General features: G+C 34.0%; 22 protein-coding genes. 15 read left to right on the top strand and 7 right to left on the bottom strand.

Translation table 11 applies throughout. From position 1 onward, the window contains the following. Positions 1-25: 25 nt before the first annotated feature. A complete protein-coding gene (locus tag R1X58_RS02670) occupies positions 26-757 on the top strand; it encodes a biotin--[acetyl-CoA-carboxylase] ligase (protein WP_240571818.1) in 732 nt (243 codons plus the stop codon). On the opposite strand, the gene R1X58_RS02665 is transcribed toward R1X58_RS02670, so the two are convergent. Together R1X58_RS02665 and pyrE are read right to left on the bottom strand one after the other, a co-directional pair. Continuing rightward, positions 754-1,149 carry an SRPBCC family protein gene (locus R1X58_RS02665; protein WP_240571817.1) on the bottom strand — a complete coding sequence of 132 codons (396 nt, stop codon included), beginning with the start codon at positions 1,147-1,149 and terminating at the stop codon, positions 754-756. The genes R1X58_RS02670 and R1X58_RS02665 overlap by 4 nt on opposite strands. Positions 1,150-1,190: 41 nt before the next feature. Further along, complete coding sequence (pyrE, locus tag R1X58_RS02660; protein WP_240572671.1) at positions 1,191-1,835, bottom strand: orotate phosphoribosyltransferase; 645 nt, start codon at positions 1,833-1,835, stop codon at positions 1,191-1,193. 133 nt (positions 1,836-1,968) lie between these two features. Between pyrE and R1X58_RS02655 the strand changes: the two genes are divergently transcribed. The 3 genes from R1X58_RS02655 (at position 1,969) to R1X58_RS02645 (ending at position 4,823) form a co-directional block, all read left to right on the top strand. Continuing rightward, positions 1,969-2,553, top strand: coding sequence for an NUDIX hydrolase (locus R1X58_RS02655; RefSeq protein ID WP_240571816.1), 585 nt, complete (start codon positions 1,969-1,971; stop codon positions 2,551-2,553). Between the two features lie 134 nt (positions 2,554-2,687). After that, on the top strand, positions 2,688-3,080 hold the full coding sequence (locus R1X58_RS02650) for a hypothetical protein (RefSeq protein ID WP_240571815.1): 393 nt from the start codon (positions 2,688-2,690) through the stop codon (positions 3,078-3,080). Between the two features lie 75 nt (positions 3,081-3,155). Beyond that, positions 3,156-4,823, top strand: a complete 1,668-nt coding sequence (locus R1X58_RS02645; RefSeq protein ID WP_240571814.1) for a SulP family inorganic anion transporter — start codon at positions 3,156-3,158, stop codon at positions 4,821-4,823. Positions 4,824-4,889: 66 nt separating this feature from the next. Here the strand turns inward: R1X58_RS02645 and coaD are convergent, their stop codons facing one another. Together coaD and R1X58_RS02635 are read right to left on the bottom strand one after the other, a co-directional pair. Next, entirely contained in the window at positions 4,890-5,342 is a 453-nt protein-coding gene (gene coaD / locus R1X58_RS02640; protein WP_240571813.1) for a pantetheine-phosphate adenylyltransferase, read from the bottom strand. Positions 5,343-5,373: 31 nt separating this feature from the next. After that, entirely contained in the window at positions 5,374-6,348 is a 975-nt protein-coding gene (locus tag R1X58_RS02635) for a D-alanine--D-alanine ligase (protein WP_240571812.1), read from the bottom strand. A 139-nt stretch (positions 6,349-6,487) separates the two neighbouring features. Here R1X58_RS02635 and R1X58_RS02630 point away from each other — a divergent pair, with 139 nt between their 5' ends. The 4 genes from R1X58_RS02630 (at position 6,488) to R1X58_RS02615 (ending at position 9,825) form a co-directional block, all read left to right on the top strand. After that, complete coding sequence (locus R1X58_RS02630) at positions 6,488-7,042, top strand: PASTA domain-containing protein (RefSeq protein WP_240571811.1); 555 nt, start codon at positions 6,488-6,490, stop codon at positions 7,040-7,042. Between the two features lie 3 nt (positions 7,043-7,045). Then, complete coding sequence (locus tag R1X58_RS02625; protein WP_240571810.1) at positions 7,046-8,104, top strand: RluA family pseudouridine synthase; 1,059 nt, start codon at positions 7,046-7,048, stop codon at positions 8,102-8,104. A gap of 126 nt (positions 8,105-8,230) precedes the next feature. Then, entirely contained in the window at positions 8,231-8,989 is a 759-nt protein-coding gene (yaaA, locus tag R1X58_RS02620; protein ID WP_240571809.1) for a peroxide stress protein YaaA, read from the top strand. Positions 8,990-9,096: 107 nt separating this feature from the next. After that, positions 9,097-9,825: a hypothetical protein gene (locus tag R1X58_RS02615; protein ID WP_240571808.1), complete on the top strand. Its 729-nt coding sequence runs from the start codon at positions 9,097-9,099 to the stop codon at positions 9,823-9,825. Positions 9,826-9,831: 6 nt separating this feature from the next. On the opposite strand, the gene R1X58_RS02610 is transcribed toward R1X58_RS02615, so the two are convergent. After that, positions 9,832-9,966, bottom strand: a complete 135-nt coding sequence (locus R1X58_RS02610; protein ID WP_240571807.1) for a 30S ribosomal protein THX — start codon at positions 9,964-9,966, stop codon at positions 9,832-9,834. A 176-nt stretch (positions 9,967-10,142) separates the two neighbouring features. Between R1X58_RS02610 and R1X58_RS02605 the strand changes: the two genes are divergently transcribed. Further along, entirely contained in the window at positions 10,143-10,736 is a 594-nt protein-coding gene (locus R1X58_RS02605; protein ID WP_240571806.1) for a hypothetical protein, read from the top strand. 53 nt (positions 10,737-10,789) lie between these two features. Further along, the gene (locus tag R1X58_RS02600; RefSeq protein ID WP_240571805.1) at positions 10,790-11,347 is read left to right on the top strand and encodes a hypothetical protein; all 558 of its coding nucleotides are present in this window, start codon (positions 10,790-10,792) and stop codon (positions 11,345-11,347) included. Positions 11,348-11,422: 75 nt separating this feature from the next. Here R1X58_RS02600 and R1X58_RS02595 read toward each other — a convergent pair whose 3' ends face one another. Together R1X58_RS02595 and R1X58_RS02590 are read right to left on the bottom strand one after the other, a co-directional pair. Then, the gene (locus tag R1X58_RS02595) at positions 11,423-12,229 is read right to left on the bottom strand and encodes a hypothetical protein (RefSeq protein WP_240571804.1); all 807 of its coding nucleotides are present in this window, start codon (positions 12,227-12,229) and stop codon (positions 11,423-11,425) included. Between the two features lie 77 nt (positions 12,230-12,306). After that, positions 12,307-12,657, bottom strand: coding sequence for a potassium channel family protein (locus R1X58_RS02590; RefSeq protein ID WP_240571803.1), 351 nt, complete (start codon positions 12,655-12,657; stop codon positions 12,307-12,309). Between the two features lie 399 nt (positions 12,658-13,056). On the opposite strand from R1X58_RS02590, the gene R1X58_RS02585 reads away from it, so the two are divergent. The 5 genes from R1X58_RS02585 to R1X58_RS02565 all read left to right on the top strand — a co-directional run bounded on the left by R1X58_RS02585 (position 13,057) and on the right by R1X58_RS02565 (position 21,285). Then, positions 13,057-13,614, top strand: coding sequence for an RNA polymerase sigma factor (locus R1X58_RS02585; RefSeq protein WP_240571802.1), 558 nt, complete (start codon positions 13,057-13,059; stop codon positions 13,612-13,614). 87 nt (positions 13,615-13,701) lie between these two features. Beyond that, positions 13,702-14,895: a FecR family protein gene (locus tag R1X58_RS02580; protein WP_240571801.1), complete on the top strand. Its 1,194-nt coding sequence runs from the start codon at positions 13,702-13,704 to the stop codon at positions 14,893-14,895. 160 nt (positions 14,896-15,055) lie between these two features. Beyond that, on the top strand, positions 15,056-18,694 hold the full coding sequence (locus R1X58_RS02575) for a SusC/RagA family TonB-linked outer membrane protein (protein WP_240571800.1): 3,639 nt from the start codon (positions 15,056-15,058) through the stop codon (positions 18,692-18,694). Between the two features lie 11 nt (positions 18,695-18,705). Next, complete coding sequence (locus R1X58_RS02570; RefSeq protein ID WP_240571799.1) at positions 18,706-20,133, top strand: RagB/SusD family nutrient uptake outer membrane protein; 1,428 nt, start codon at positions 18,706-18,708, stop codon at positions 20,131-20,133. A 36-nt stretch (positions 20,134-20,169) separates the two neighbouring features. Beyond that, complete coding sequence (locus tag R1X58_RS02565; protein ID WP_240571798.1) at positions 20,170-21,285, top strand: hypothetical protein; 1,116 nt, start codon at positions 20,170-20,172, stop codon at positions 21,283-21,285. Positions 21,286-21,306 lie beyond the last annotated feature (21 nt).

Below are 21,306 nucleotides of genomic sequence, written 5' to 3'. Positions count from 1 at the left end.
TTTATCTACTAATAATAACTCTTACATGCATATAATCAAACTTAGTGCCATCGATTCGACAAATACTTATTTGAAGAAACTTTGCGCTGAAATGCCTGTTGAAGATTACACTGCAGTTATTACAGAAAATCAGACTGAAGGTCGAGGGCAAATGGGAAGTGTATGGAGTTCTCAATCGTCAAAAAACCTTACGTTTAGTGTGTTTAAGAGTCTTATGGGTTTTCAGGTTGAGTACCCTTTTTATATTAGTATGGTAGCTTCATTGGCTGTTGTTAAAGCATTAGAAGGGTTTGCGATACCGAAATTGCATGTGAAATGGCCTAACGACATTTTGGCAGAAAATAAAAAGGTTTGTGGCATTTTAATTGAAAATGTATTTAAACAAGGTCAGTATGCCAGTACCGTTATCGGTATGGGCTTGAATGTAAATCAGACTGAATTTGAAAACTTACCCAAGGCTTCATCGCTAAAATTGATTTCAGGACGATCTTTCGATTTAGATGAAATTGCTCATAATATTATAGAGCAACTAAAGTTTTATTTTGAAATTTTAAAGTGCGGGGAGTTAACAATTTTAAAAGAAGAATACGAAAGTTATTTATTTCGAAAAAATAAACCTTCAACATTTAAAGATGCTGAAGGTTCACTATTTTTAGGAATCATTAAATCGGTATCTGATACAGGAATGCTTCAGGTATTGTTAGAAGACGATGTTGTAAAAGAATTCGATTTAAAAACGATTACGTTATTATATTAAATTGATTTCGGAATACTCGTAGCTAACGTTTCAATAAACTTTTTGATAGGGCCTTTAATCATCATGGCCATCATTGGGTTAAAGTCTCCGCTAAATTCAAGTTGTACTTCACTTGAGGTGTCATCAATTTTGTTAATGTTTCCAACAAGTGAAAAATCGATTTTTCCTCCTGCAGCACCTAAAACAATTTTGTTTGGTGGTGTTACTTCTTTTTTCTTTAAGGTAATTTCAGGCATTCCGCTTAAGGCAAAAAGAAAGGTGTCATCACTTAAAACTTCAAATTTACTAATGTTTTCAGGCATTAACGATTCAAAGTTTTTTATGTTTTCTAAAAAGTCAAAGATGTCTTCCGGAGATTTTTCAACTTTAACCTTTGGAGATTCTAAATTCATAGGTTGTTATTTTTTTTGTTGTTGAATAAGTCTAAAAGGACTTATTCGGCATTCCACTCGCTTGGATTAGAATTCCACACAGAAAGTGTTGCTAAATCTTTTTCAGAAATGTAATTGGTTTCCAGGGCTTGCTCTAAAAGCACTTCGTAACTACCAAGTGTTTGTAAAAACACGTTTTCTTTTTCAAAATTTTCGGTAGCGACGTTAAAACCGTAGGTAAAAATAGCAATCATGCCTTTTACGTTAATACCAGCATCTCTTAATGCTTTAACAGCATTTAAACTGCTTTTTCCGGTACTAATTAAATCTTCTACAACAACAACATTCTGGCCACTTTCAATAAAACCTTCAATCTGGTTTTTTCTTCCGTGTCCTTTAGCATCAGGTCTTACATATATAAAAGGAAGTCCTAAATACTCGGCAACAAGCATACCAATACCAATAGCTCCGGTTGCAACACCAGCAATAGCGTCGGGTTTGCCATATTGTTTTTCAATTTGTTTTGCCATGGTTTCGCGAATGTAATTGCGAATTGGCGGAAAAGATAAAATAATACGGTTATCACAGTAAATTGGTGATTTCCATCCAGATGCCCATGTGAAAGGCTCTTTCGGACTAAGTTTTATGGCATTAACCTGTAATAAAACTTCAGCCGTTTTTTTAGCGGTATGTTTATTAAATATCATAGCTGCAAAAATAATCATAAATTTAATTTTTTTATAGGATTACCGTCACAGGAATGAAAAATATTTTTTATGATTGTAATAGGTTGTAACTAAAAATGATATTTTTACCAACAATAACACATTAAGGCAAGGTATGTATAAAATTTTTGTTGGCGATAAACCTATAATTTTAACTACTCAAATAGAGGAGGAAACCAACTTCAAGAATTATTTGCTGGACACTGTAAATATAGGAAAGGTTATTCGGGAACTCAATACGACTAATTTACAGGAAGTCCGCTTAATACATAGAAAGGAAGAAAAGCTTCTGAAGAAATTTTTGAAAAAATTACCTAATGTGGTTGCTGGAGGTGGGAAGGTGTATAATGATGATAACGAAATCTTATTTATATACCGAAACGATAAATGGGATTTACCTAAAGGAAAGGTAGAAGGTGCAGAGACAATCGAAAAAACAGCGATTCGAGAAGTATCGGAAGAAACTGGTGTTGCTGGTTTAGAAATTACAAAACCTTTAGAAACGACTTATCATATATTTAAACGCAACGGTCGTTATAAAATAAAAGTTACCTATTGGTTTGAAATGAAAACCAGTTTTCGAGGTAATCTATATGCACAGGAAGAAGAAGGTATTACAAAAGTAGCCTGGTTGGATTCTAATGAAATTAGTGAGGCACTTCAAAATTCTTATGCGAATATTCAGGCATTAGTAAAATAGTTATAAAATTCAAGAGTTTATAGAGGTTTGTTGATTAAATCTAATTAGATTTGTCTATGGTTTTCTTAGAAAAACCTTGTTGTTATTCTGCATTGACAGCAAATTAATTAAAGCGCTCAGTTATAAAATTTAATATGAAAGGTTATAGGCTTTCGTTTGGAGAAATTATTATTCATAATAATAGTTTAGCCGAAGTTATTGTTGATGAAGGTGAGATTATGTGTGAACTTAAAGTTGATGAGTATCACGATTTTTTACTTAGCAGTTTAGTTGCTCCTTTTAAATTATTAATCAATAAGATTAACTCGTACAGTTATACTTTCGAAGCTCAGAAAATAGTAGGCAATTTAAAGGAAATCGCCGCTATGGCTGTCGTTATTTCTTCACAAGCGGGTTTAATGTCAACTGAAACTTTAATGAGTGTAGGTAATAGTAGCGATTGGAATATTAAGTTGTTTCGAGGTCGAGATGCTGCATTATATTGGTTAGAATCGGTCGATGTTAACGCAAACGTTGTAGTGTTATAGCGCTTAAATAAAGGCCTATCCTGTTGCTTATCTGTTTTTAAGCTGTAAATTTGCACCCTTAAAAACCGACAGAGTATGACAGATTTTATAAGAAAAATCACTCCCAATTCTAAAGATGATATTTTAGCGGGAATTACGGTGTCTTTGGCCATGATTCCGGAAGTCGTTGCATTTGCCTTTGTAGCGCAAATCGACCCGTTAGTAGCACTTTCAGGAGCTTTTATTATTGGCTTAATTACTGCAGTTTTTGGTGGTAGACCAGGATTAATATCTGGTGCAGCCGGTGCTGTTGCTGTTATTTTTGTGCACTTAATTTCTGAAGGACATACTAAAGGGATGCTATTCAATCAGCCCATCGAAAATATGGGATATTTTTATTTACTAGCAGCTGTTATATTAATGGGAATTATTCAAATTCTGGCAGGAGTCTTTAAATTAGGCCGCTTTGTTAGGTTAATTCCGCATCCTGTAATGCTTGGGTTTGTTAACGGTTTAGCTATCGTTATCTTCATGGCGCAGGTGCGTATGTTTTCTCATAAACAATTAAATATTACAGCTGAAGGCGTTAAGGAATACCTTAATATTCCAATGCAGGGCGGAGAACTTTGGACGATGATTGCTCTGGTGGCTTTAACTATGGGAATTATTTGGTTATTGCCTAAAATTACCACTAAACTTCCGGCTGCATTAACGGCTATTTTAGTAACTACAGGTATTGTCGTTTTTGGAGGATTAGATGTAAGCACCGTTGGTTCGTATATTGTTGAAGGTGGCGGAAATGGTTTAAAAGGGGAATTTCCAACGCCTAACTTGGAGTTGTGGCAAAACCTGCCTTTTAATTTAGATACTTTAAAATTCATTTTACCATATGCTTTTTTAGCTGCTTCTGTTGGATTAATCGAGTCTTTAATGACTATGAATTTAGTCGATGAATTAACTGAAACACGAGGAAACGGAAATCGCGAGTGTATTGCTCAAGGAGCTGGAAATATGATTAGCGGATTGTTTGGTGGTACCGGTGGATGTGGTATGATTGGGCAAACCGTTATTAATATTAATGCCGGTGGTCGTGGTAGATTATCAGGTATTATGATGGCGGTGACTTTATTAACCTTTATTTTGTTTACAGATAAATACATTGAGCAAGTACCTATTGCTGCTTTGGTAGGTGTTATGTTTATGATGGTAATCGAAACGTTTGCATGGTCAAGTTTTAGAATTATTAGAAAAATACCAGTTGCCGATGCTGTAGTTTTGGTTATCGTTTCAGCGGTAACCGTTATTTACGATTTGGCTATTGCAGTATTTGTAGGAGTTATTATTTCGGCTTTAGCTTTTGCCTGGGAAAATGCCAAACGCATTCGCGCCAGAAAGCGTATTTCTGACGATGGTAAAACAAAAACTTATGAAATCTGGGGGCCTTTATTCTTCGGGTCAATTACCGCTTTTAATGAAAAGTTTGATGTGAAAAATGACCCGGATGAAGTGATTATCGACTTTGTAGAGTCTCGAGTTAGTGATCATTCTGCTTTAGAAGCGATTTTTAATTTGGTTCAAAAATATGAGGCTGAAGGGAAGACGATAAAACTTAAGCACTTAAGTGAAGATTGTAAAGTGATATTGTATAAGGCTAGTCCTAAATTTAAGGAAGTTATTATTGAAGCAGTTGATGATCCACGTTATCATTTGGCTGAAAATCCAGAGGAATTTCCTAAGCCATTATCAGAATATAAGTTTTTCTAAACTGTTAAAAATAAACAGAAAACGCACATCGAAAGATGTGCGTTTTCTGTTTATGATAATAAAGGATTATAACCGAACACTATCTGGAACAAACTTGGTGTAGTCTCCTTGGTTTTTAATGACATCACGAACTATCGACGACGATATAAATGATGTTTTTGCAGAGGTTAGTAAAAATACCGTTTCAATAGTGGCCATACGTCTGTTGGCATGTGCAATGGCTTTTTCAAATTCAAAATCGGCGGGATTTCGTAAGCCACGAAGGATAAATTCAGCGCCAATCTCATGACAGAAGTCAACCGTTAATCCGGTATAGGTTACTACTTTCACTTTAGGTTCATCAGCAAAGGCTTTTTCAATAAAAGCTTGACGTTCTTCTAAGGAGAACATGTATTTCTTGTCTGAATTAACACCAATGGCAACAATAACTTCATCGAAAAGGGTAACACCTCGTTTAATAATATCGAAGTGACCTAATGTAATGGGGTCGAAAGAACCTGGAAATAAAGCGCGTCTCATTTTAAATACTTTGTATAAAGATAGTTATAAATTATTTTAGCGCTTCTTCAATAGCATTATCAAATAGCTCACTTAAGCTAATTCCAGCAGCAGCAGCCTGCTGAGGTAATATGCTTTCACGTGTTAACCCTGGAATAGTATTCATTTCTAAAAGATGAGGTTCGCCATCTTTAAAAATATATTCACTACGGCTGAACCCCTTCATTTTTAAAATGTCGTAAACTTTTTTTGCAACAGCAGTAACTTTTGTTTCCTGTTCAGGAGTAAGCCTTGCAGGAGTTATTTCTTGGGATTTTCCTAAATATTTGGCTTCATAGTCGAAAAAGTCGTTTTCACTAACAATTTCTGTAATTGGTAAGACTGTGGTTTCACCTTTAAAAGAGATAACACCAACAGAAACTTCGGTACCATCTAAAAACGATTCAATAATAATTTCATCGTCTTCTTTAAAAGCAACAGCTATGGCGTTTTGTAAATCCTCCTTTTTATGCACTTTACTTACTCCAAAGCTACTTCCTGCTTTGTTTGCTTTTACAAAACATGGTAAACCTACTTTTGCAATTATAGCGTCTTCATCAATCGTATCGCCAAGGTTTAGGTAAAATGATTCAGCGGTTTTTATTCCGTAAGGTTTTAAAACGCTTAAACAATCACGCTTGTTGAAGGTTAAACCAGCCTGATACATGTCGCAACTGGTATGTGGAATATTTAGAAGTTTAAAGTAGCCTTGCATAAAACCATCTTCACCAGGTGAGCCATGAATCGCGTTGAACACACAGTCGAAGGTGATTTTTGTATCGTTAACAAGAACAGAAAAATCATTTTTGTTTACCGCAAATTCTTCATTGTTGCCATCAACATAAACCCATTTGTCTTTAAAAATGTGGATTCGGTAGGCGTTGTATTTTTCAGGGTTTAATGTATCGTATACTACATTTCCACTTTTTAATGAGATTTGATATTCACTCGAATAGCCTCCCATAATAATGGCAATATTCTTTTTCATTGAAGTATAAATAGTTAAGTGTAAGTCTAAATATGTATAATAAAACGTATGTATTATTAGTTAAGCTAAAATATCACATAAATTGCAAAAGAAAAAACAGTTCGGTTTTTATATATTTGCCTAATCGAAAATTTTACAAATGAGCCTCATTAAATTTCTAACAAGTAAAGCATTTTTTAAACAAATATTAATAGCTGTTATAGCAGTTTTTGTATTGGTTTATATTATTTTAAAATGGTTAAATGTCACTACTAATCACGGTGAATTTGAAACTGTACCTGAGTTAAAAGGGAAGTCGATTAGTATTGCAGAAATGGAATTGAACGATAATCATTTGGTAATGCAAATTCAGGATTCGGCTAATTACAATCCAGATTACCCAAAGTTTTCAGTTATCGAGCAGGAACCGCCTGCAGGAAGTAAAGTTAAAGAAAACAGAAAAATATATATCACGTTAAATCCATCAGGTTACCGAAAAATTGCAGTGCCTGATTTAAACGAACGTACATTCAGACAAGCTAAACCAACGCTTGAAGCCTTAGGTTTTAAAGTCGGTAAATTAACTTATGTTGATAACATTGCCAAAGATGTGGTTTTAAAAATGCAACATAAGGGAGAAGTATTAAACCCAGGAGATCAGTTGCCTAAAACATCTACAATAGATTTAGTTTTAGGAAATGGTAATAGACCATAAATTATGCAAGATTATACACCAGAGAATTTTGATGAGGAAAGCGAAATGTACGAGCATTTTGCGTTTACGGTAAAGGAGGGACAAAAGCCACTTCGTGTCGATAAGTATTTAATGAATTTTATTGAAAATACAACCAGAAATAAAATTCAGGATGCAGCGAAAGATGGTGGTATTTTTGTGAATGATGTTGCTGTAAAATCGAATTATAAAGTGAAACCCGGCGATAATATTCGCGTTATGTTTGCTCATCCAACCTACGAAAATTTATTGGTAGGAGAGGATATTGATTTAGATGTGGTTTACGAAGATGACGATGTTCTGGTGGTTAACAAACCTGCCGGAATGGTTGTGCATCCGGGACACGGAAATTACTCTGGAACACTTATTAACGCTTTAATTTACAGATTTGATAATCTGCCAAACAATTCCAGCGATCGCCCGGGATTGGTTCACCGTATTGATAAAGACACCAGTGGACTTCTTGTAGTAGCCAAAACTGAAGAGGCTATGACGCATTTGGCGGCTCAATTTGCTGAAAAAACCAGTGAGCGGGAGTATGTGGCTATTGTCTGGGGTAATATTGAAGAAGAGGAAGGTACCGTGGAAGGGAATATAGGTCGTCATCCTAAAAACCGATTACAAAACACCGTGTTCTTAGATGAAGAAGCCGATAAAGGAAAGCCTGCAGTAACGCATTACAAAGTATTAGAGCGTTTAGGTTATGTTACTGTAGTGTCTTGTAAACTGGAAACAGGTCGTACACACCAAATTCGAGTGCACATGAAGCACATTGGTCATACCTTATTTAATGACGAGCGTTATGGAGGTGAAAAAATACTTAAAGGCACTACATTCACAAAATACAAACAGTTTGTTGAAAACTGTTTTAAAGTGTTGCCTCGTCAGGCATTACATGCAAAGACTTTAGGCTTTGAACATCCTCGTACGGGTGAATTTTTAAGATTCGAAGCGCCTGTTCCGCAAGATATGGTAGACTGTATGGAGAAATGGCGCGTCTATGCCAAGCATCAGTCTTTAGAAACAGGTTCGGAAGAGGTTTAAAAATTAATATCAATAAGATCTGTTTATAGTTCTATCATAAATAATTGTTGTTTCTTATTTTTAAAGTAGAGCAGTAGTTGTAAATTTGAATTGAAATTATAAATCCATAATAATAGATTTAAACTGATGAAATTAGTCATATCTCCAGCCAAGTCGCTTGATTTTGAAAGTCAATTACCCACTACAAAAAGTTCAGAAGCTCAATTTTTAAATCAATCAGAGCGTATCAATAAGCTTTTAAAGAAGAAATCGGCAAAAAGCCTGTCTCAGCTTATGAGTATTTCTGATGCTTTGGGGCAGTTAAATTATGAGCGAAATCAGGCATGGGAATTACCGTTTACAACCGATAATGCAAGGCCTGCAGTTTATGCCTTTAATGGTGATGTGTACAAAGGTTTAGATGCTTATGGTATAAAAGAGGATAAATTGGAAAGTCTTCAAAATACTGTGCGTATTCTTTCAGGATTATATGGTTTGTTAAAACCTTTAGACTTGATTCAGCCATATCGTTTAGAAATGGGAACTAAATTTCCTGTGGGAACCAAAAAGAACCTTTACGAATTCTGGAAAAAGGATATTACAAAAGCATTAAATGATGAACTGAAAGATGATGAGTTGTTCTTGAATCTTGCCAGCAACGAATATTTTAAAGCTATCGATAAAAAAGCATTAAAAGTGCCAGTAATTACTGCGAATTTCAAAGATTTAAAAAACGGAGAATATAAAGTCATTTCGTTTTTTGCAAAGGAAGCTCGCGGACTTATGGCGCGTTATGTAGTTGACACCAATGCACAAACCGTAGACGATTTAAAAGGGTTTAATTACGAAGGTTACGGTTTTAGTGAAGCGATGTCTACCGATACCGATTTGGTTTTCATTAGATAAACAATTGTAAGGAAATCCCTTTTTTATTTTGAAATAATCTTTTAATTTAGAGAGGAAAATTAAGGTTGATAACGATTCTTAATTTTCCTCTTTATTATTTTATTTCAATGTTATACTATCTTATTCTGGCCTTTCAGGCATATTGTATTTATCATTTGTTTAAAAATGGAAACGCATACTATTGGGTATTTGTTATCCTGTTTTTACCCGTTGCTGGCTCAATAATTTATTTAGTTACTCAGGTTTACAATAAACGCGATGCAGAAAAAATTCAGGATGGTATTGTATCGATTATCAATCCAACCAAAAAAGTAAAAGATTTAGAGAAACGGCTTCGTTTTTCAGAAACATACCAGAATCGGGTAAATCTTGCCGATGCTTATTTAGCAAACAGAGATTTTTATAGTGCCATAGCACAATATGAAGAAGCTTTAAAAGATAAATCTCAAAATCACTTTTATATCATTACTAAACTTATAGATGCTTATTTTAAAGTTGAAGATTATCATAAAGTTATAGCTTACGCCGAAATGATAAAAGATAAGCATGAGTTCGATAAATCGAGAGCACAGTTTGTATTTGGTTTGGCCCAGGACAAATTGGGGAATTTTGAAGCAGCAGAATCTAGCTTGAAACAAATAGATATTCGATATTCGTTTTATGAAGAACGATTGCAACTGGCTAAACTTTTAATAGAACGTCAAAAGGCTGATGAAGCCAAAGAGATACTTCAGGATATTGTTAACGAATCTCAGAACATGACAGCTCCCAACAAACGCATGTATAGAAATACGGTGAGTGAAGCCACCAAAGTTTTATCTGAAATAGAAGTTTAATAGATGTTATTTGGCAATCGCCTTTTTGTTGATGTCTATTTTAGTCTCAACCGAAGGTTTCTTTTTTATTCGAGGGCGTCTTGCTCCAAAAGTACCTCGGTTAATTTTGCCACGTTTTGTTTTTTTATCCCCTTTTCCCATAAAATTATTTTTTTCGATAATTTATAATACAAAAATTAACCTTAATTTCCAAAGTAGATTTGTATGCAGTTGTAATAAAAGTTTTATTTGTGTGTGATTAGATGTTATATAATGTGTATATTTAATACAGATAATCTGTTGCAAATTAAATTAATACATTAGTCGAGTTACATCTTATGGCAAAATTTAAACCACCTTCCAGTTCGCTTATAGTAGGAGGACTTTTTTTCTTAACTCCCGTATTATTTATTATTCTTTTAGGGTCAAAAGCCATTGCCTTATTAACACCAATAGCAGTTAAAATATCCGAAGCGTTTGGTTTACATTCTGTATTTGGCGGAGCCGCCGTTTTAATTGTATGCGTGTTAATTATTGTTGTAATCTGTTTAATTAGTGGCTATTTTATTCAGCGGGGTGTTTTTAGTAAATGGAGTAATAATATAGAAGAAAAACTCTTTGTGCATTTCCCGTCAATTCAAATTTTAAAATACCGGATGATTGGTGATCAGGAAACGGTAATTAATGAATTTTGGGAGGCCATTATTTTAGAAGAAGAAAAGGATCGATATAATATTGCCTTTATAACAGAACGAACTAATGAATTTATCACACTATTTATTCCTGATGCGCCAAGACTTGATGCGGGAGAGGTGAGGTATGTGCCTAAAGAATCAATAACTTATTATCCGATAAGCATGAAGCAGGCCATGTCTGGTTTATATAGTTTTGGTAAAGGTATGGGGATTGAAAATATTGTTAATAAGAAGTAGTTTATAGCTCTGTTTTTTTTATTGAAAAGTATAACCACTTAAAATGAAATAGTATGAAAAGAATATTACTTTTTTTAAGCTTAGCCCTTTTCGTGTGTACTTGTGTTTTTGCTCAAGAGGAATCATTTGAAGGCGAATCAGAAGAAACATTAAAACACCAGGTTGGCTTTTTGTTGGGACATGCACATGTGCCAAGTGTCTATGCTGAAGGAAAAAAGGAATGGAAAGCATTGCCATCATTTACACTTTACTATAACTATTGGTTGAATGAGAAATGGGCTGTAGGGTTACATACCGATATTATCATAGAGAATTTTGTTGTTGAAAAAAACCTGTCTTCAGAGGAGGGTGAAGCAGCATTTTTAGAAAGAGAAAAGCCGATTGCTCCGGCATTAATGGCGGTTTATAAACCGGGAGAGCATTTTAGTTACTTGTTGGGTGTTGGAGAAGAGTTTGCTAAGGGTGAAAATTTATTTCTAATTCGAGCTGAAGTTGAGTATGCTATTGAGATGCCAAAGGAGTGGGAATTTGAAGTGTCCCTAGGTCATGATTTTAGATGGGATGCATATAATACCATTAATTTAGGATTAGGGGTTTCAAAGAAGTTTTAGTATTTTGGGTAATTATAATATAAAAAAAGCACCTGATTTTGTCAGGTGCTTTTTTTATAGGTGTAAGTCTATTATTTATGATTTTGTAGGGAATAATAAAGTGATTCCTGCGCGAATTCCCCATTCAGCGGCATTACCACTTCCGTAGTGTATTCTTGGTCCTGCAAATATTTGTGTCATTTGCGAACCAAATGAAACGACTTTAGAAGCAACTATATGAAATGTTCCCGAAGTTAAATCGTAATCCCAGTTTTGTGTTAACTCAGTATTAAATGTTAAAGCATATCCTCCGGAGAAGTTTTTAGCAATAAAAGGTTGAAAGAATGTAGCATTAACGTCGGCGCGATCGTCCTTTCCTGCAACCGACCAAATATGATTTATTAGACATCCAACAGTAACGGAATTTATTTGTTTTAATGCTACAGCAGTCGGGCCTAAACCAAATTTTTCAGAACCCAATTCGTCTTTAGTTGCTGTAGGAGCTAAAATTACAGGGCCAACACCCCAGATAAGCCCGCCTTTTGTTGGTGCTTTTGGAGAAAAGAAGCCGCTAACAACCATATCACCTAAGCCGCTTTGTTTTCCGCTATTTCCATTAACATCGCATTGCTTTATGATAGGGATAATGGCACGTCCAATTAAATTCCAGTTTTCGCTTATGCTTATAGGAATGACTGGTTGTACGTTAGTTAAAAACTTTGTTCCGTCGTTTGGACCAACATTTAAATCGTAATTAGCCTGAAAAGGAACGCTAATTAAATTAGCTACAGGATTTTGTAGTTGTTTTGCTAATGCGTCAGCACCATCGCCATCTTGAGCGATTAAGTTTAGTGAGCATAATGAAAATGCAGCAATAGTTAAAATTTGGTAAAGACTTTTCATATGATTTAAAATTAAAAGTGTTTCTGGTTTTTGTAAATGGTTTATTACTAAGGTAATAAAAAAAACGTTGTAAAATGTTAATGTGCAGCCTTCTCCTTTTTTTTACGTTTGTTATAAAACATAATGGTTACAATTTTAGCAGTAAAAGCAACAAAAGAGCCAATGGCCATAAAGGAATAAATCATAGTGAAAATTTTTCCCATAGTTGTTGTTGGGGTAAGGTCGCCGTAGCCAACGGTAGACATAGTCATGACTGAAAAATATAAAGCATCTAAAATATTCCAGTGTTCCGTCTGGTTATAAAAAAGTGTGGCCCCAATTAGTAGAAGGAGGATGGTAAAAAGTAAAAATCTAAACTCGTGGTCGTATTTTACACCTTTGTACAGAATTTTACTTAACCGAAATATATTTACAAAGAAAGCTATCATAGATTTATGAATTAAATTAGAAGTAATACTGACGTATGTTAAATGATAATTACTTTAAATTTAATAAATTATTTTATTGAAATTTGAGGTTTATTCAGGAGGTTTTAGTTTAATCATTTTTAAATTTTTGTTGGGATATTAATATTTTGTAAACTTGTTTTTGTAAGATTTTTTATTTGTTTAAATAGGATTATTCGGAATGATTAAAAGTGTTGTTTTTGAGTGATTTAGTTTTAAGATAAACTTCACAAATTGTCATGATATTCTATATAACTTTGCTAAACTTGCAATAATTTTACATAGAGATAATAAATAAATAAATAAATAAAACAAAGAATGAAGTTAAGTTTTTGTTTTTGAGTGGTTTAAGTCTGTGTAAATTGTTGGAAAAGAACAATAATGAGGGTTTCAGGTATAACGATTCAGTATAACAGTAAGGAGTTCAAAGCTATTTTTGAGCGTCTTTTTCCGTCAATGTATATGTTGGCCTCTCGTATTTTGAAGAGCGAGGAGAAGGGAAAGGATGTTGCTCAAGAGGCTTTTGTGAAACTTTGGCAAAAGGATACTGAAGAATTTGCCAGTGAAAAGGCCCTGCAAGCTTATTTGTATGTTTTGGTAAAAAACGCTTGTATAAGTGTGTTACGAAAAGAGAAAAACATCAGTAATACTTCTCTGGATGAAGGTCTAACAATTGCTCAAAAATCATTTTTAAACGAAATTTTAAGAGAAGAAACTTATAAGCTTCTGCATGAAGCTATAAAAGAATTGTCTCCTCAATCTGAACGCGTTGTTAGATTAACATTAGAAGGATACCGTAACCAAGATATTGCAAATGAGTTGGATATAACTATAAATTCTGTTAAAACTGTGAAAAAAAGAGCTTATAACAGGTTGAGGCAGATGCTTGGTTCTCAGTTTGTTGCTTTTATTTTAGGGAGTTTTATAGAATTCTTTTAGTTTTTTTTAACAAAAGTGTCACTCTCTGCTTAAAATGTTGCGTCCTTATTAATGTACAGCGTTATTCTTTGTTGTAATTATAAGGATATGGATGAAATAAATAAACAATTCGAATATTCGGAGCTTTTAGCGGGTAAAGTTTTAGACTCTTTAACCGATGAACAAAAAGAGGTGTTATACGAATGGGAGCAGCAAGATGAAAATAAAGGAATTGCTGAAGATATTCTTAATGCCTATACCTTTGATGAGTGGCAGGAAAAATTAAAAAGTATTGACACGACGGAGGAGTGGGCGTCTTTTTTAGATCGCATGGAGATCGCTTCCGAAAAACCAGGTAAAGTTTTAAGATTAAAAGCTATTAAGTGGATGTCTGCTGTGGCGGCTGTTTTGGTTGTTGGTTTTTCCGTGTTCACTTTTACAGATTCAAATAATGACCGTTTAAAACCTATAGCAGCTTCTAGTATCGCGCCTGGAACCTCTCATGCAGAACTTGTTTTATCTACTGGAGAAGTTATTGATTTGGAGCAATCAAAAGATAATCAAATTCAAGAGGGAGAAGTTGCTTTAGAAAATGTTAAGGGTATACTTCAATATAAAGATGCTAAGTCCAGAAGACGAGGCGATAATAAAGTAAAAACAAATACATTAAAAGTACCAAGAGGTGCTGAATACCAGTTGGTGTTATCTGATGGAACTAAGGTGTGGCTAAATTCAGATACAGAATTAACTTATACGGTTCCTTTTGTTGGGACCGAGCGTCGTGTGGCTTTAAAAGGAGAGGCCTATTTTGATGTAACACCTAATAAAGAGTTGCCTTTTATAGTAATGACGGGAAATCAGGAAGTTCAGGTTTTAGGAACTGAATTTAACGTTTCAGCCTACAGAGATGATAGTGTTATTACGACTACTCTGGTAGAAGGTAAAGTAGAGGTTACAGATAATATTTCTAGAGATAAAAAATATTTGTTGCCTAATCAACAATCGATTCTAAATAAGCAGACCGATGCTATTAAAAAGCAGGAAGTCGATGCGTATCCATACATTGCCTGGAAAGAAGGGCGTTTCGTATTTAATAACGTAACCTTAGAAGAGTTTTTATATAAAGTGTCGAGGTGGTACGATGTTGAGGTTTACTACGATAACGACAGTTTAAAAAACTTAAGCTTTACAGGAGATCTTCCTAGGTACAGCAATATGACAAGTATCTTAAAAATTATCGAAGCGGAAATGTCTGTGAACATTAAAGTAGAGGATAATAAAAAGATATATGTTTTCAGATAAAATTTTATTAAATTAAGGCTATCAATGAGTTAGCCTTTTTTTGCTTTTGCTTCAAGAGGGAAATTAATTAATTCAACTTAAAAATTGTTATGAGAAGAAAGAGGATTTTACTAACCAACGGTTTTCAGTTTTCGAAGGCCACTAAAAACAATGGTAAAAAATGAGGATATCCATTATTTTAATTTTTAGTGCTGTTTTTACAATTAACGCAGCCACATATTCACAATCAAAACGAGTTAGCTTAAGTTTAACTAATGTTAGTTTTTCGAAATTGTTCGAAGAGATTAGAAAACAAACTGACTACAGTTTTTTCTTCAACGACGAGAAAATTAACGAATTAGCCGATATTTCGGTTAATAAAACTAATGCGCCAGTTGAAGAAATTTTAGATGAGGTTTTAAAAGGAACCGATTTATCATATAAAGTTGTTGATGGCGTTATTGTTATTGTAGAAAATGGTAAAGTTATACCAGTTCAAACGATAACTGTAACAGGAACGGTAATTGATGCCGCAACAAATGAAGCTTTACCAGGAGTTAATGTTTTAGTGAAAAACAGTAAGCTAGGAGTGGTGACCGATTTCGATGGAAATTTTGTAATTAAACTTCCACAGGCATCAACGTTAATAGTTTCTTATCTAGGTTATGCTTCACAAGAGATAGTTGTTGAAGGTTCTGAAACTATAAAAGTAAAACTTGAGCCAGAAATAGAGAATCTTAATGAGGTAATTATTAATACTGGGTATCAAAAGATTGATAAAAGAGAATCTACAAGTGCTATTGCAACTGTAAAAGAAGAAGATTTAAATATAGCAGGAGCTATTAGTGTTGATAAAATGCTTGAGGGTAAAGCGCCTGGTTTACAGATTACTAATTTAAGTTCTACACCTGGTGCTGCAGCTAAAATTAGAATTCGTGGTGGTAGTACTTTCACAGGAAACCAAAGTCCGCTTTGGGTTGTAGATGGTGTTATTTATGAAGACCCAGTGCCACTTTCTGCAGATGAAATTAATAGTTTCGATAATGTTAATATTATTGGTAATGCGTTGTCAGGTATTAACCCATCAGATATTGCTAAAATCGATATTTTAAAAGATGCATCGGCAACAGCAATTTATGGTATAAGAGCTGCTAACGGAGTTATCGTAATTACCACTAAAAGAGGTAAGACCGGAGAACCTTCTTTAACATATTCTGCAAATTTAAGTTTTGTTCAGGCACCTAAATATTCAAATTTTAATTTGATGAATTCTAAAGAACGTATCGATGTATCTAGAGAAATGTATCAAAGAAACCTTGGTTTTGCAAGTAACTATGATAATATTGATCGTTTAGGTTACGAAGGCGCTTTAATGAATTTATGGGATGGCACTTATAATTATCAGGAGTTCCAAAATCAGGTTAATTATTTAGAAACCTTGAACAGTGATTGGTTTGGTGAGTTATATAATAACTCCCTTACCCAAAGACATGCTGTGAGTGTTTCAGGTGGTGGTGATAATATGAAATATTATTTCTCCTTAGGTTACGACGACCAGCAAGGTGATGAGAAAAATGTAGATTTAAACCGTATTACAGCCCGTTCAAATTTAGATATTAACCTAAAAGATAACGTTGTTTTAGGATTAAGAATGAGTGGGTCTGTGCAGAAGGCAACTTATAATCACAACTCAATAAATGCTTTTAATGAAGCGTATTACACCAGTAGAACGATTCCTATTTACAATGAAGATGGCAGTTATTTTTACCAAAGTAGAGCATTGCTAAATGATGCTTACGGAACGGCCTATGGAGGATACAATATTTTAAACGAAATGGATAATTCCGAGAGAAATATCAATAATAAGAGTTTAGATATTGCAGCTTCATTACAATGGGATCTTTCAGATGCGTTTAGATTTACAAGTCAGATAAGTTATAGAAATACAACCAATTTAACTGAAGAGTGGATTACCGAAAATACCTTTTATTCTGCTAAATTAAGAACTTATGATGCTTTTGAGGATTTATTGGATGAACGTGTAGATAGATATTCAACATTACCTTTTGGGGGTGTTTACAGTGGAGGTATGGTTAGTCAGGATAGTTATTCTATTACCAACCAGTTAAATTATAAAACCTATTTAGACGAAGACAATAAGCATAATATTAATTTAAACTTAGGTCAGGAAGCACGTTCAGTGAATTATTGGGGAGCGACAGGTTTCACTGTTCCGGGTTATAACCATTATCAAGGACGTGGATTTATTTCATTACCAAGAGTGGGTGTTACAACAAATGATGATGGCCAGTCTATAATAAATTATGAAGGATATGATTACGATGCGATGATTAACTGGTTAACAACCGATGGTCAATCGGTTTATCCATCAATTACAGATCGTGTTCAAAATACAATGTCTTATTTCGGAATTTTTAGTTACGTATACGATAAGCGTTATGTGTTAAACTTTAATGCACGTAGCGATGGATCTAATACCTTTGGTCAATACGAACGTTATAAGTTTAAACCAGCATGGTCGGCATCTGGACGTTGGAACATTCATAATGAAAAATTTATGGAAAACAGCATGACTATTAATGAGTTAGCTTTAAGAGGGTCTTACGGTGTTAGAGGAACTATGCCAAATGCGAGCCCATATTTAATAATTCAAAATTATGGGAAAAATAACGCAGTATATTATCCAGAAAATACAGCAAGTCTTTCAAGTTTTCCTAATGCTAATTTACGTTGGGAAAAATCTGAGACTGTTAACGTTGGTTTAAACTATAGTTTGTTTGATGGACGAATTAGTGGAGCGTTGGATTATGCTTATTCAAAAAGTACCGACTTATTACAGAATCGTCCAATTTCATTAGTTAATGGATCTACTACACAGTTGTATAATTCAGGTAGTAAATCGGTTAATAGTTTTGAGTTTGCCATTAGAACCGTAAACTTAAAACTTAAAGATTTATCCTGGAGTACAAACTTTAACTTCTCGTACGACAGAGACCGTGTGTTGAGTGGTTTTGAAGAAGGGGTACAGTTTCAGGGATTAACAGTAAATGATTACTTGTCAGGAAGCATTTACAGGGCAGGATTCCCTACAAACGGATTTTTCTCATACCAGTTTGATGGTTTAACAGATGAAGGTTTACCAACGTTTAAACATCTTGTGGAACCAGGTATGACACCAGAGCAGCAATTAGAAGCAGCTTTAGTTTATGAAGGTAGTAGAACACCATTATATTATGGAGGTTTTGGAACACAAATAAAATCTGGAAACTTTACAATATCTGCAAGTTTTACTTATAAGTTGGGGTATAAAACAAGGTTATTAGGTTTGTATAATGGCAATCAGAATTTACCATTACCATACGAAAATATGCATGGAACCTTCGTAAATAGATGGAGACAACCAGGTGATGAGGCATTTACAAATATTCCTACCTTGTCTAATTATAACCAAAGGTTTACGTCAGACGCCTTGGCTGATGGATATAACAATATTTACGTAACTAATTTAGGGCAAGCAGTTCCAGATGGACGAAATGCCTGGTGGATGTACGATAGAAGTGATGCCAGAGTTGTAAGTGCTGATCATATTCGTTTTCAGTCTTTAACTTTGTCTTATAATGTGCCAAGTAAATTAATTGAAGGAACAGGCATAAAGCATTTAAATTTAGGAGTACAGGGAAGTAACTTGTCTTTCTGGGCTTTCGATAGAGATTTAAAAGGTCAAGATCCTGAGCAAGTGTCGGGTGTAGGTTTACCAACTTTACCAAACTATAGTTTAAGTTTAAACATGTCATTCTAAAAAATAAAGCAATGAAAAAAATACTATTTATATTACCTCTAATAACATGTTTTGCTTGTAGCGATTTTTTAGATGAACGCGATCAAGATAAATTAGTTCCGGAACAGCCTGATCATTTTGCAGCGTTGTTATTGCAAGAGTTTAGTTTTAGTTATCCTTTGTTTAAAACTATAGATCATATGACAGATAATGTGGTCGAGAATGCTTTAGCAAGAAGCTCAACTAAACAAGGGGCTAAAACAACATATTCCTGGCAGCGTGAAATTGAAATTGACGAAAACGGAAATGAATTGTCAAATATCAATAATGCTTGGCAAAATACTTATGAAGATATAGCTATAGCAAACTACGTTATAGAACTTATAGATGAAGCATCAGGTGAACAAACCGAAAAGGATTTTGTAAAGGGAGAGGCTTATTTTATTAGAGCGTTATCTTATTTTAATCTGTTAAACTTATATGGTCAACCATTTAATGCCTCTACTGCAGATACCGATTTAGGTGTGCCATTACGACTTAATATTGGTGTTGAAATGGTGTATTCAAGAAATACTGTTGCAGAATGTTATGCACAGGTAGAATCGGATATTTTAATGGCTAATGAGCTTTTTGATTTAAGTGGTATTACAAAAGGAAAATTTCATCCAAGTCAAGCCGCCTGTAATTTGTTAATGTCCAGAGTAAAACTTTATCAGGAAGAGTGGGATGAAGTTATTTCATATGCCGATTTAGCTATTGGTTCAGGAAGTTTAACCAAAATGACATCGACTACACCATTTATAACAGAGACTAATCCTGAAGTGTTATATTCATATTACACTATTGGAAGAGTAGTTTGGGAAAATGCTACGTATGTTGCAAATACAGAATTGATAAATCTTTACGATGATGCTGATATTCGTAAAGAAGCTTATTTTGCTACTTCTGATAATGGTTCTGGTAATGTATTATATATACCAAAGAAATATGATTTAGATGGTTTCTCAACTTTAGGTTTCACTAATTTAAGGATTGGAGAGGCATATTTAAATAGAGCAGAGGCTTACGCTCAAAAAGAAAATTTAACTAATGCTGTTAACGATATTAAAGCATTACACGCAAAACGATACACAAGTACAGCTTCTGTGGTTTACCCAACCAATGTAAGTGAAGTATTGTCGTTTGTGCTAAATGAGCGTAGAAAAGAATTATGTTTCGAAGATCACCACAGATGGTTCGATTTAAGACGTATGGCAAACAGACCTGAAATTAAACATGTATTCACCTTAATAGGAAGTGATGGGGTTAAGACAGGAACAGAAACATTTACGTTACTTTCAGATGATATTAACTATACTTTGCCTATTCCGTTAAAGGAAAGACAGAATAATCCGCTAATTAGAAATAATGAGCGTTATGAGAAGATACCGGTAATTGATGAAGAAGTTATCATCGATTAATTAGGTGTTCACTGTTAACAATTTAAATAAATAATTATGAAAAAATATAGCATTCTATACATCATGTTATCCGCAGTTTTAGCGGTTTCTTGTGATGTAGAAGAAAACTTAAAGCCTTCAAATTTAGATGAAGACCGTGTTGCTTCTCAATTAGATTTAACTATTCCTACAGTTAAAAATCTATATGAAAATTATAATACGGGCGTATTATATGAGTATGACAACGTAATGGATTTTGCATATGAGGCCTCTACAAGTGCGGCAAGTGACAGATGGGGAAGTGTAGAAATTCCTATGTTAAGAACCTTGTTTGAAAACGAAGAGGGACAATTACCTGCAGAAAATGTAGCCGATTATAAAGCCTATACTACAGAGGCTGTAAATTTTTTAAACGATAATGTGTTTAAATATTTTATTGCCGATAGTCGTATAGCAGCAATGATGCCTTACAAGGTATTAATCAGCGAATCCATTTTTAGTGATAATAAACTTCAGGGTGAAGTTGCCCGTGTAATTATCGAGTCAGATTCAAGACAGGTGTCAAGTCCTGAAAACAGCTTAAAAACAGTTTATAATAGCCATTCTATAGTTTTTAACTTAAATCTTGATAATTACGGTACAGCATCAAGAATAGATGCTTTTTCGAAAGATAACTTTTATGTTTTGTTATCCAGAATTATGGGGATGCATAATTTATATGATGAAGTGCCAAGTTCTTTCTCGCTTGGTAAAGATGAGTATTATGGGTTAGAAATGGAACCTGTATTTAGAGAAGAAACAGGAATAGCAGATGAAAAATTGGTTTTTGTAATCGATAAAGATTGGTTTTATGAGAAAGGATTTATAGATGCAAAATACTTCTACGATTCAGAAATTGGTACTATTCAGCAGAATTATGATGAGGATGGTAATTATCTAGGCGTAATTGGTCGTATTTATCATTATAATGCCATAGCACCAAGCGATGAATTTGTGGCAAGTAAAGAGTTAGACGTTCGCTCTTATTTGAATGAAATGATTCATAACAGTAGTGCTGAGATTACGGCATATCCGCAAAATATTCAGGATAATATGAAAATATTATTAGACTTATTTGTTGGATGGGGAGTAGATATGTTAAGTGTGAATCCAGATCTGGAAGTGTTAAATTAAAAACTAAAAATTATATCATGA

It is taken from the genome of Aestuariibaculum lutulentum (assembly GCF_032926325.1).
GTDB classification, from domain to species: Bacteria; Bacteroidota; Bacteroidia; order Flavobacteriales; family Flavobacteriaceae; genus Aestuariibaculum; species Aestuariibaculum lutulentum.
The sequence above is the reverse complement of the archived record's forward strand: the minus strand, read 5'-3'. Positions and strand labels throughout refer to the sequence as shown.

Bases quoted from the DNA above. Each gene is read 5' to 3' on its own strand.
- R1X58_RS02625 (WP_240571810.1), top strand. From the start codon at position 7,046: ATGCAAGATTATACACCAGAGAATTTTGATGAGGAAAGCGAAATGTAC.
- R1X58_RS02605 (WP_240571806.1), top strand. From the start codon at position 10,143: ATGGCAAAATTTAAACCACCTTCCAGTTCGCTTATAGTAGGAGGACTT.
- R1X58_RS02610 (WP_240571807.1), bottom strand. From the start codon at position 9,966: ATGGGAAAAGGGGATAAAAAAACAAAACGTGGCAAAATTAACCGAGGT.
- R1X58_RS02655 (WP_240571816.1), top strand. From the start codon at position 1,969: ATGTATAAAATTTTTGTTGGCGATAAACCTATAATTTTAACTACTCAA.
- R1X58_RS02650 (WP_240571815.1), top strand. From the start codon at position 2,688: ATGAAAGGTTATAGGCTTTCGTTTGGAGAAATTATTATTCATAATAAT.
- R1X58_RS02665 (WP_240571817.1), bottom strand. From the start codon at position 1,149: ATGAATTTAGAATCTCCAAAGGTTAAAGTTGAAAAATCTCCGGAAGAC.
- R1X58_RS02635 (WP_240571812.1), bottom strand. From the start codon at position 6,348: ATGAAAAAGAATATTGCCATTATTATGGGAGGCTATTCGAGTGAATAT.
- R1X58_RS02670 (WP_240571818.1), top strand. From the start codon at position 26: ATGCATATAATCAAACTTAGTGCCATCGATTCGACAAATACTTATTTG.
- R1X58_RS02575 (WP_240571800.1), top strand. From the start codon at position 15,056: ATGAGGATATCCATTATTTTAATTTTTAGTGCTGTTTTTACAATTAAC.
- R1X58_RS02585 (WP_240571802.1), top strand. From the start codon at position 13,057: ATGAGGGTTTCAGGTATAACGATTCAGTATAACAGTAAGGAGTTCAAA.
- R1X58_RS02570 (WP_240571799.1), top strand. From the start codon at position 18,706: ATGAAAAAAATACTATTTATATTACCTCTAATAACATGTTTTGCTTGT.
- R1X58_RS02590 (WP_240571803.1), bottom strand. From the start codon at position 12,657: ATGATAGCTTTCTTTGTAAATATATTTCGGTTAAGTAAAATTCTGTAC.
- R1X58_RS02645 (WP_240571814.1), top strand. From the start codon at position 3,156: ATGACAGATTTTATAAGAAAAATCACTCCCAATTCTAAAGATGATATT.
- R1X58_RS02600 (WP_240571805.1), top strand. From the start codon at position 10,790: ATGAAAAGAATATTACTTTTTTTAAGCTTAGCCCTTTTCGTGTGTACT.
- yaaA (WP_240571809.1), top strand. From the start codon at position 8,231: ATGAAATTAGTCATATCTCCAGCCAAGTCGCTTGATTTTGAAAGTCAA.
- R1X58_RS02565 (WP_240571798.1), top strand. From the start codon at position 20,170: ATGAAAAAATATAGCATTCTATACATCATGTTATCCGCAGTTTTAGCG.
- R1X58_RS02580 (WP_240571801.1), top strand. From the start codon at position 13,702: ATGGATGAAATAAATAAACAATTCGAATATTCGGAGCTTTTAGCGGGT.
- R1X58_RS02595 (WP_240571804.1), bottom strand. From the start codon at position 12,229: ATGAAAAGTCTTTACCAAATTTTAACTATTGCTGCATTTTCATTATGC.
- R1X58_RS02615 (WP_240571808.1), top strand. From the start codon at position 9,097: ATGTTATACTATCTTATTCTGGCCTTTCAGGCATATTGTATTTATCAT.
- pyrE (WP_240572671.1), bottom strand. From the start codon at position 1,835: ATGATATTTAATAAACATACCGCTAAAAAAACGGCTGAAGTTTTATTA.
- R1X58_RS02630 (WP_240571811.1), top strand. From the start codon at position 6,488: ATGAGCCTCATTAAATTTCTAACAAGTAAAGCATTTTTTAAACAAATA.
- coaD (WP_240571813.1), bottom strand. From the start codon at position 5,342: ATGAGACGCGCTTTATTTCCAGGTTCTTTCGACCCCATTACATTAGGT.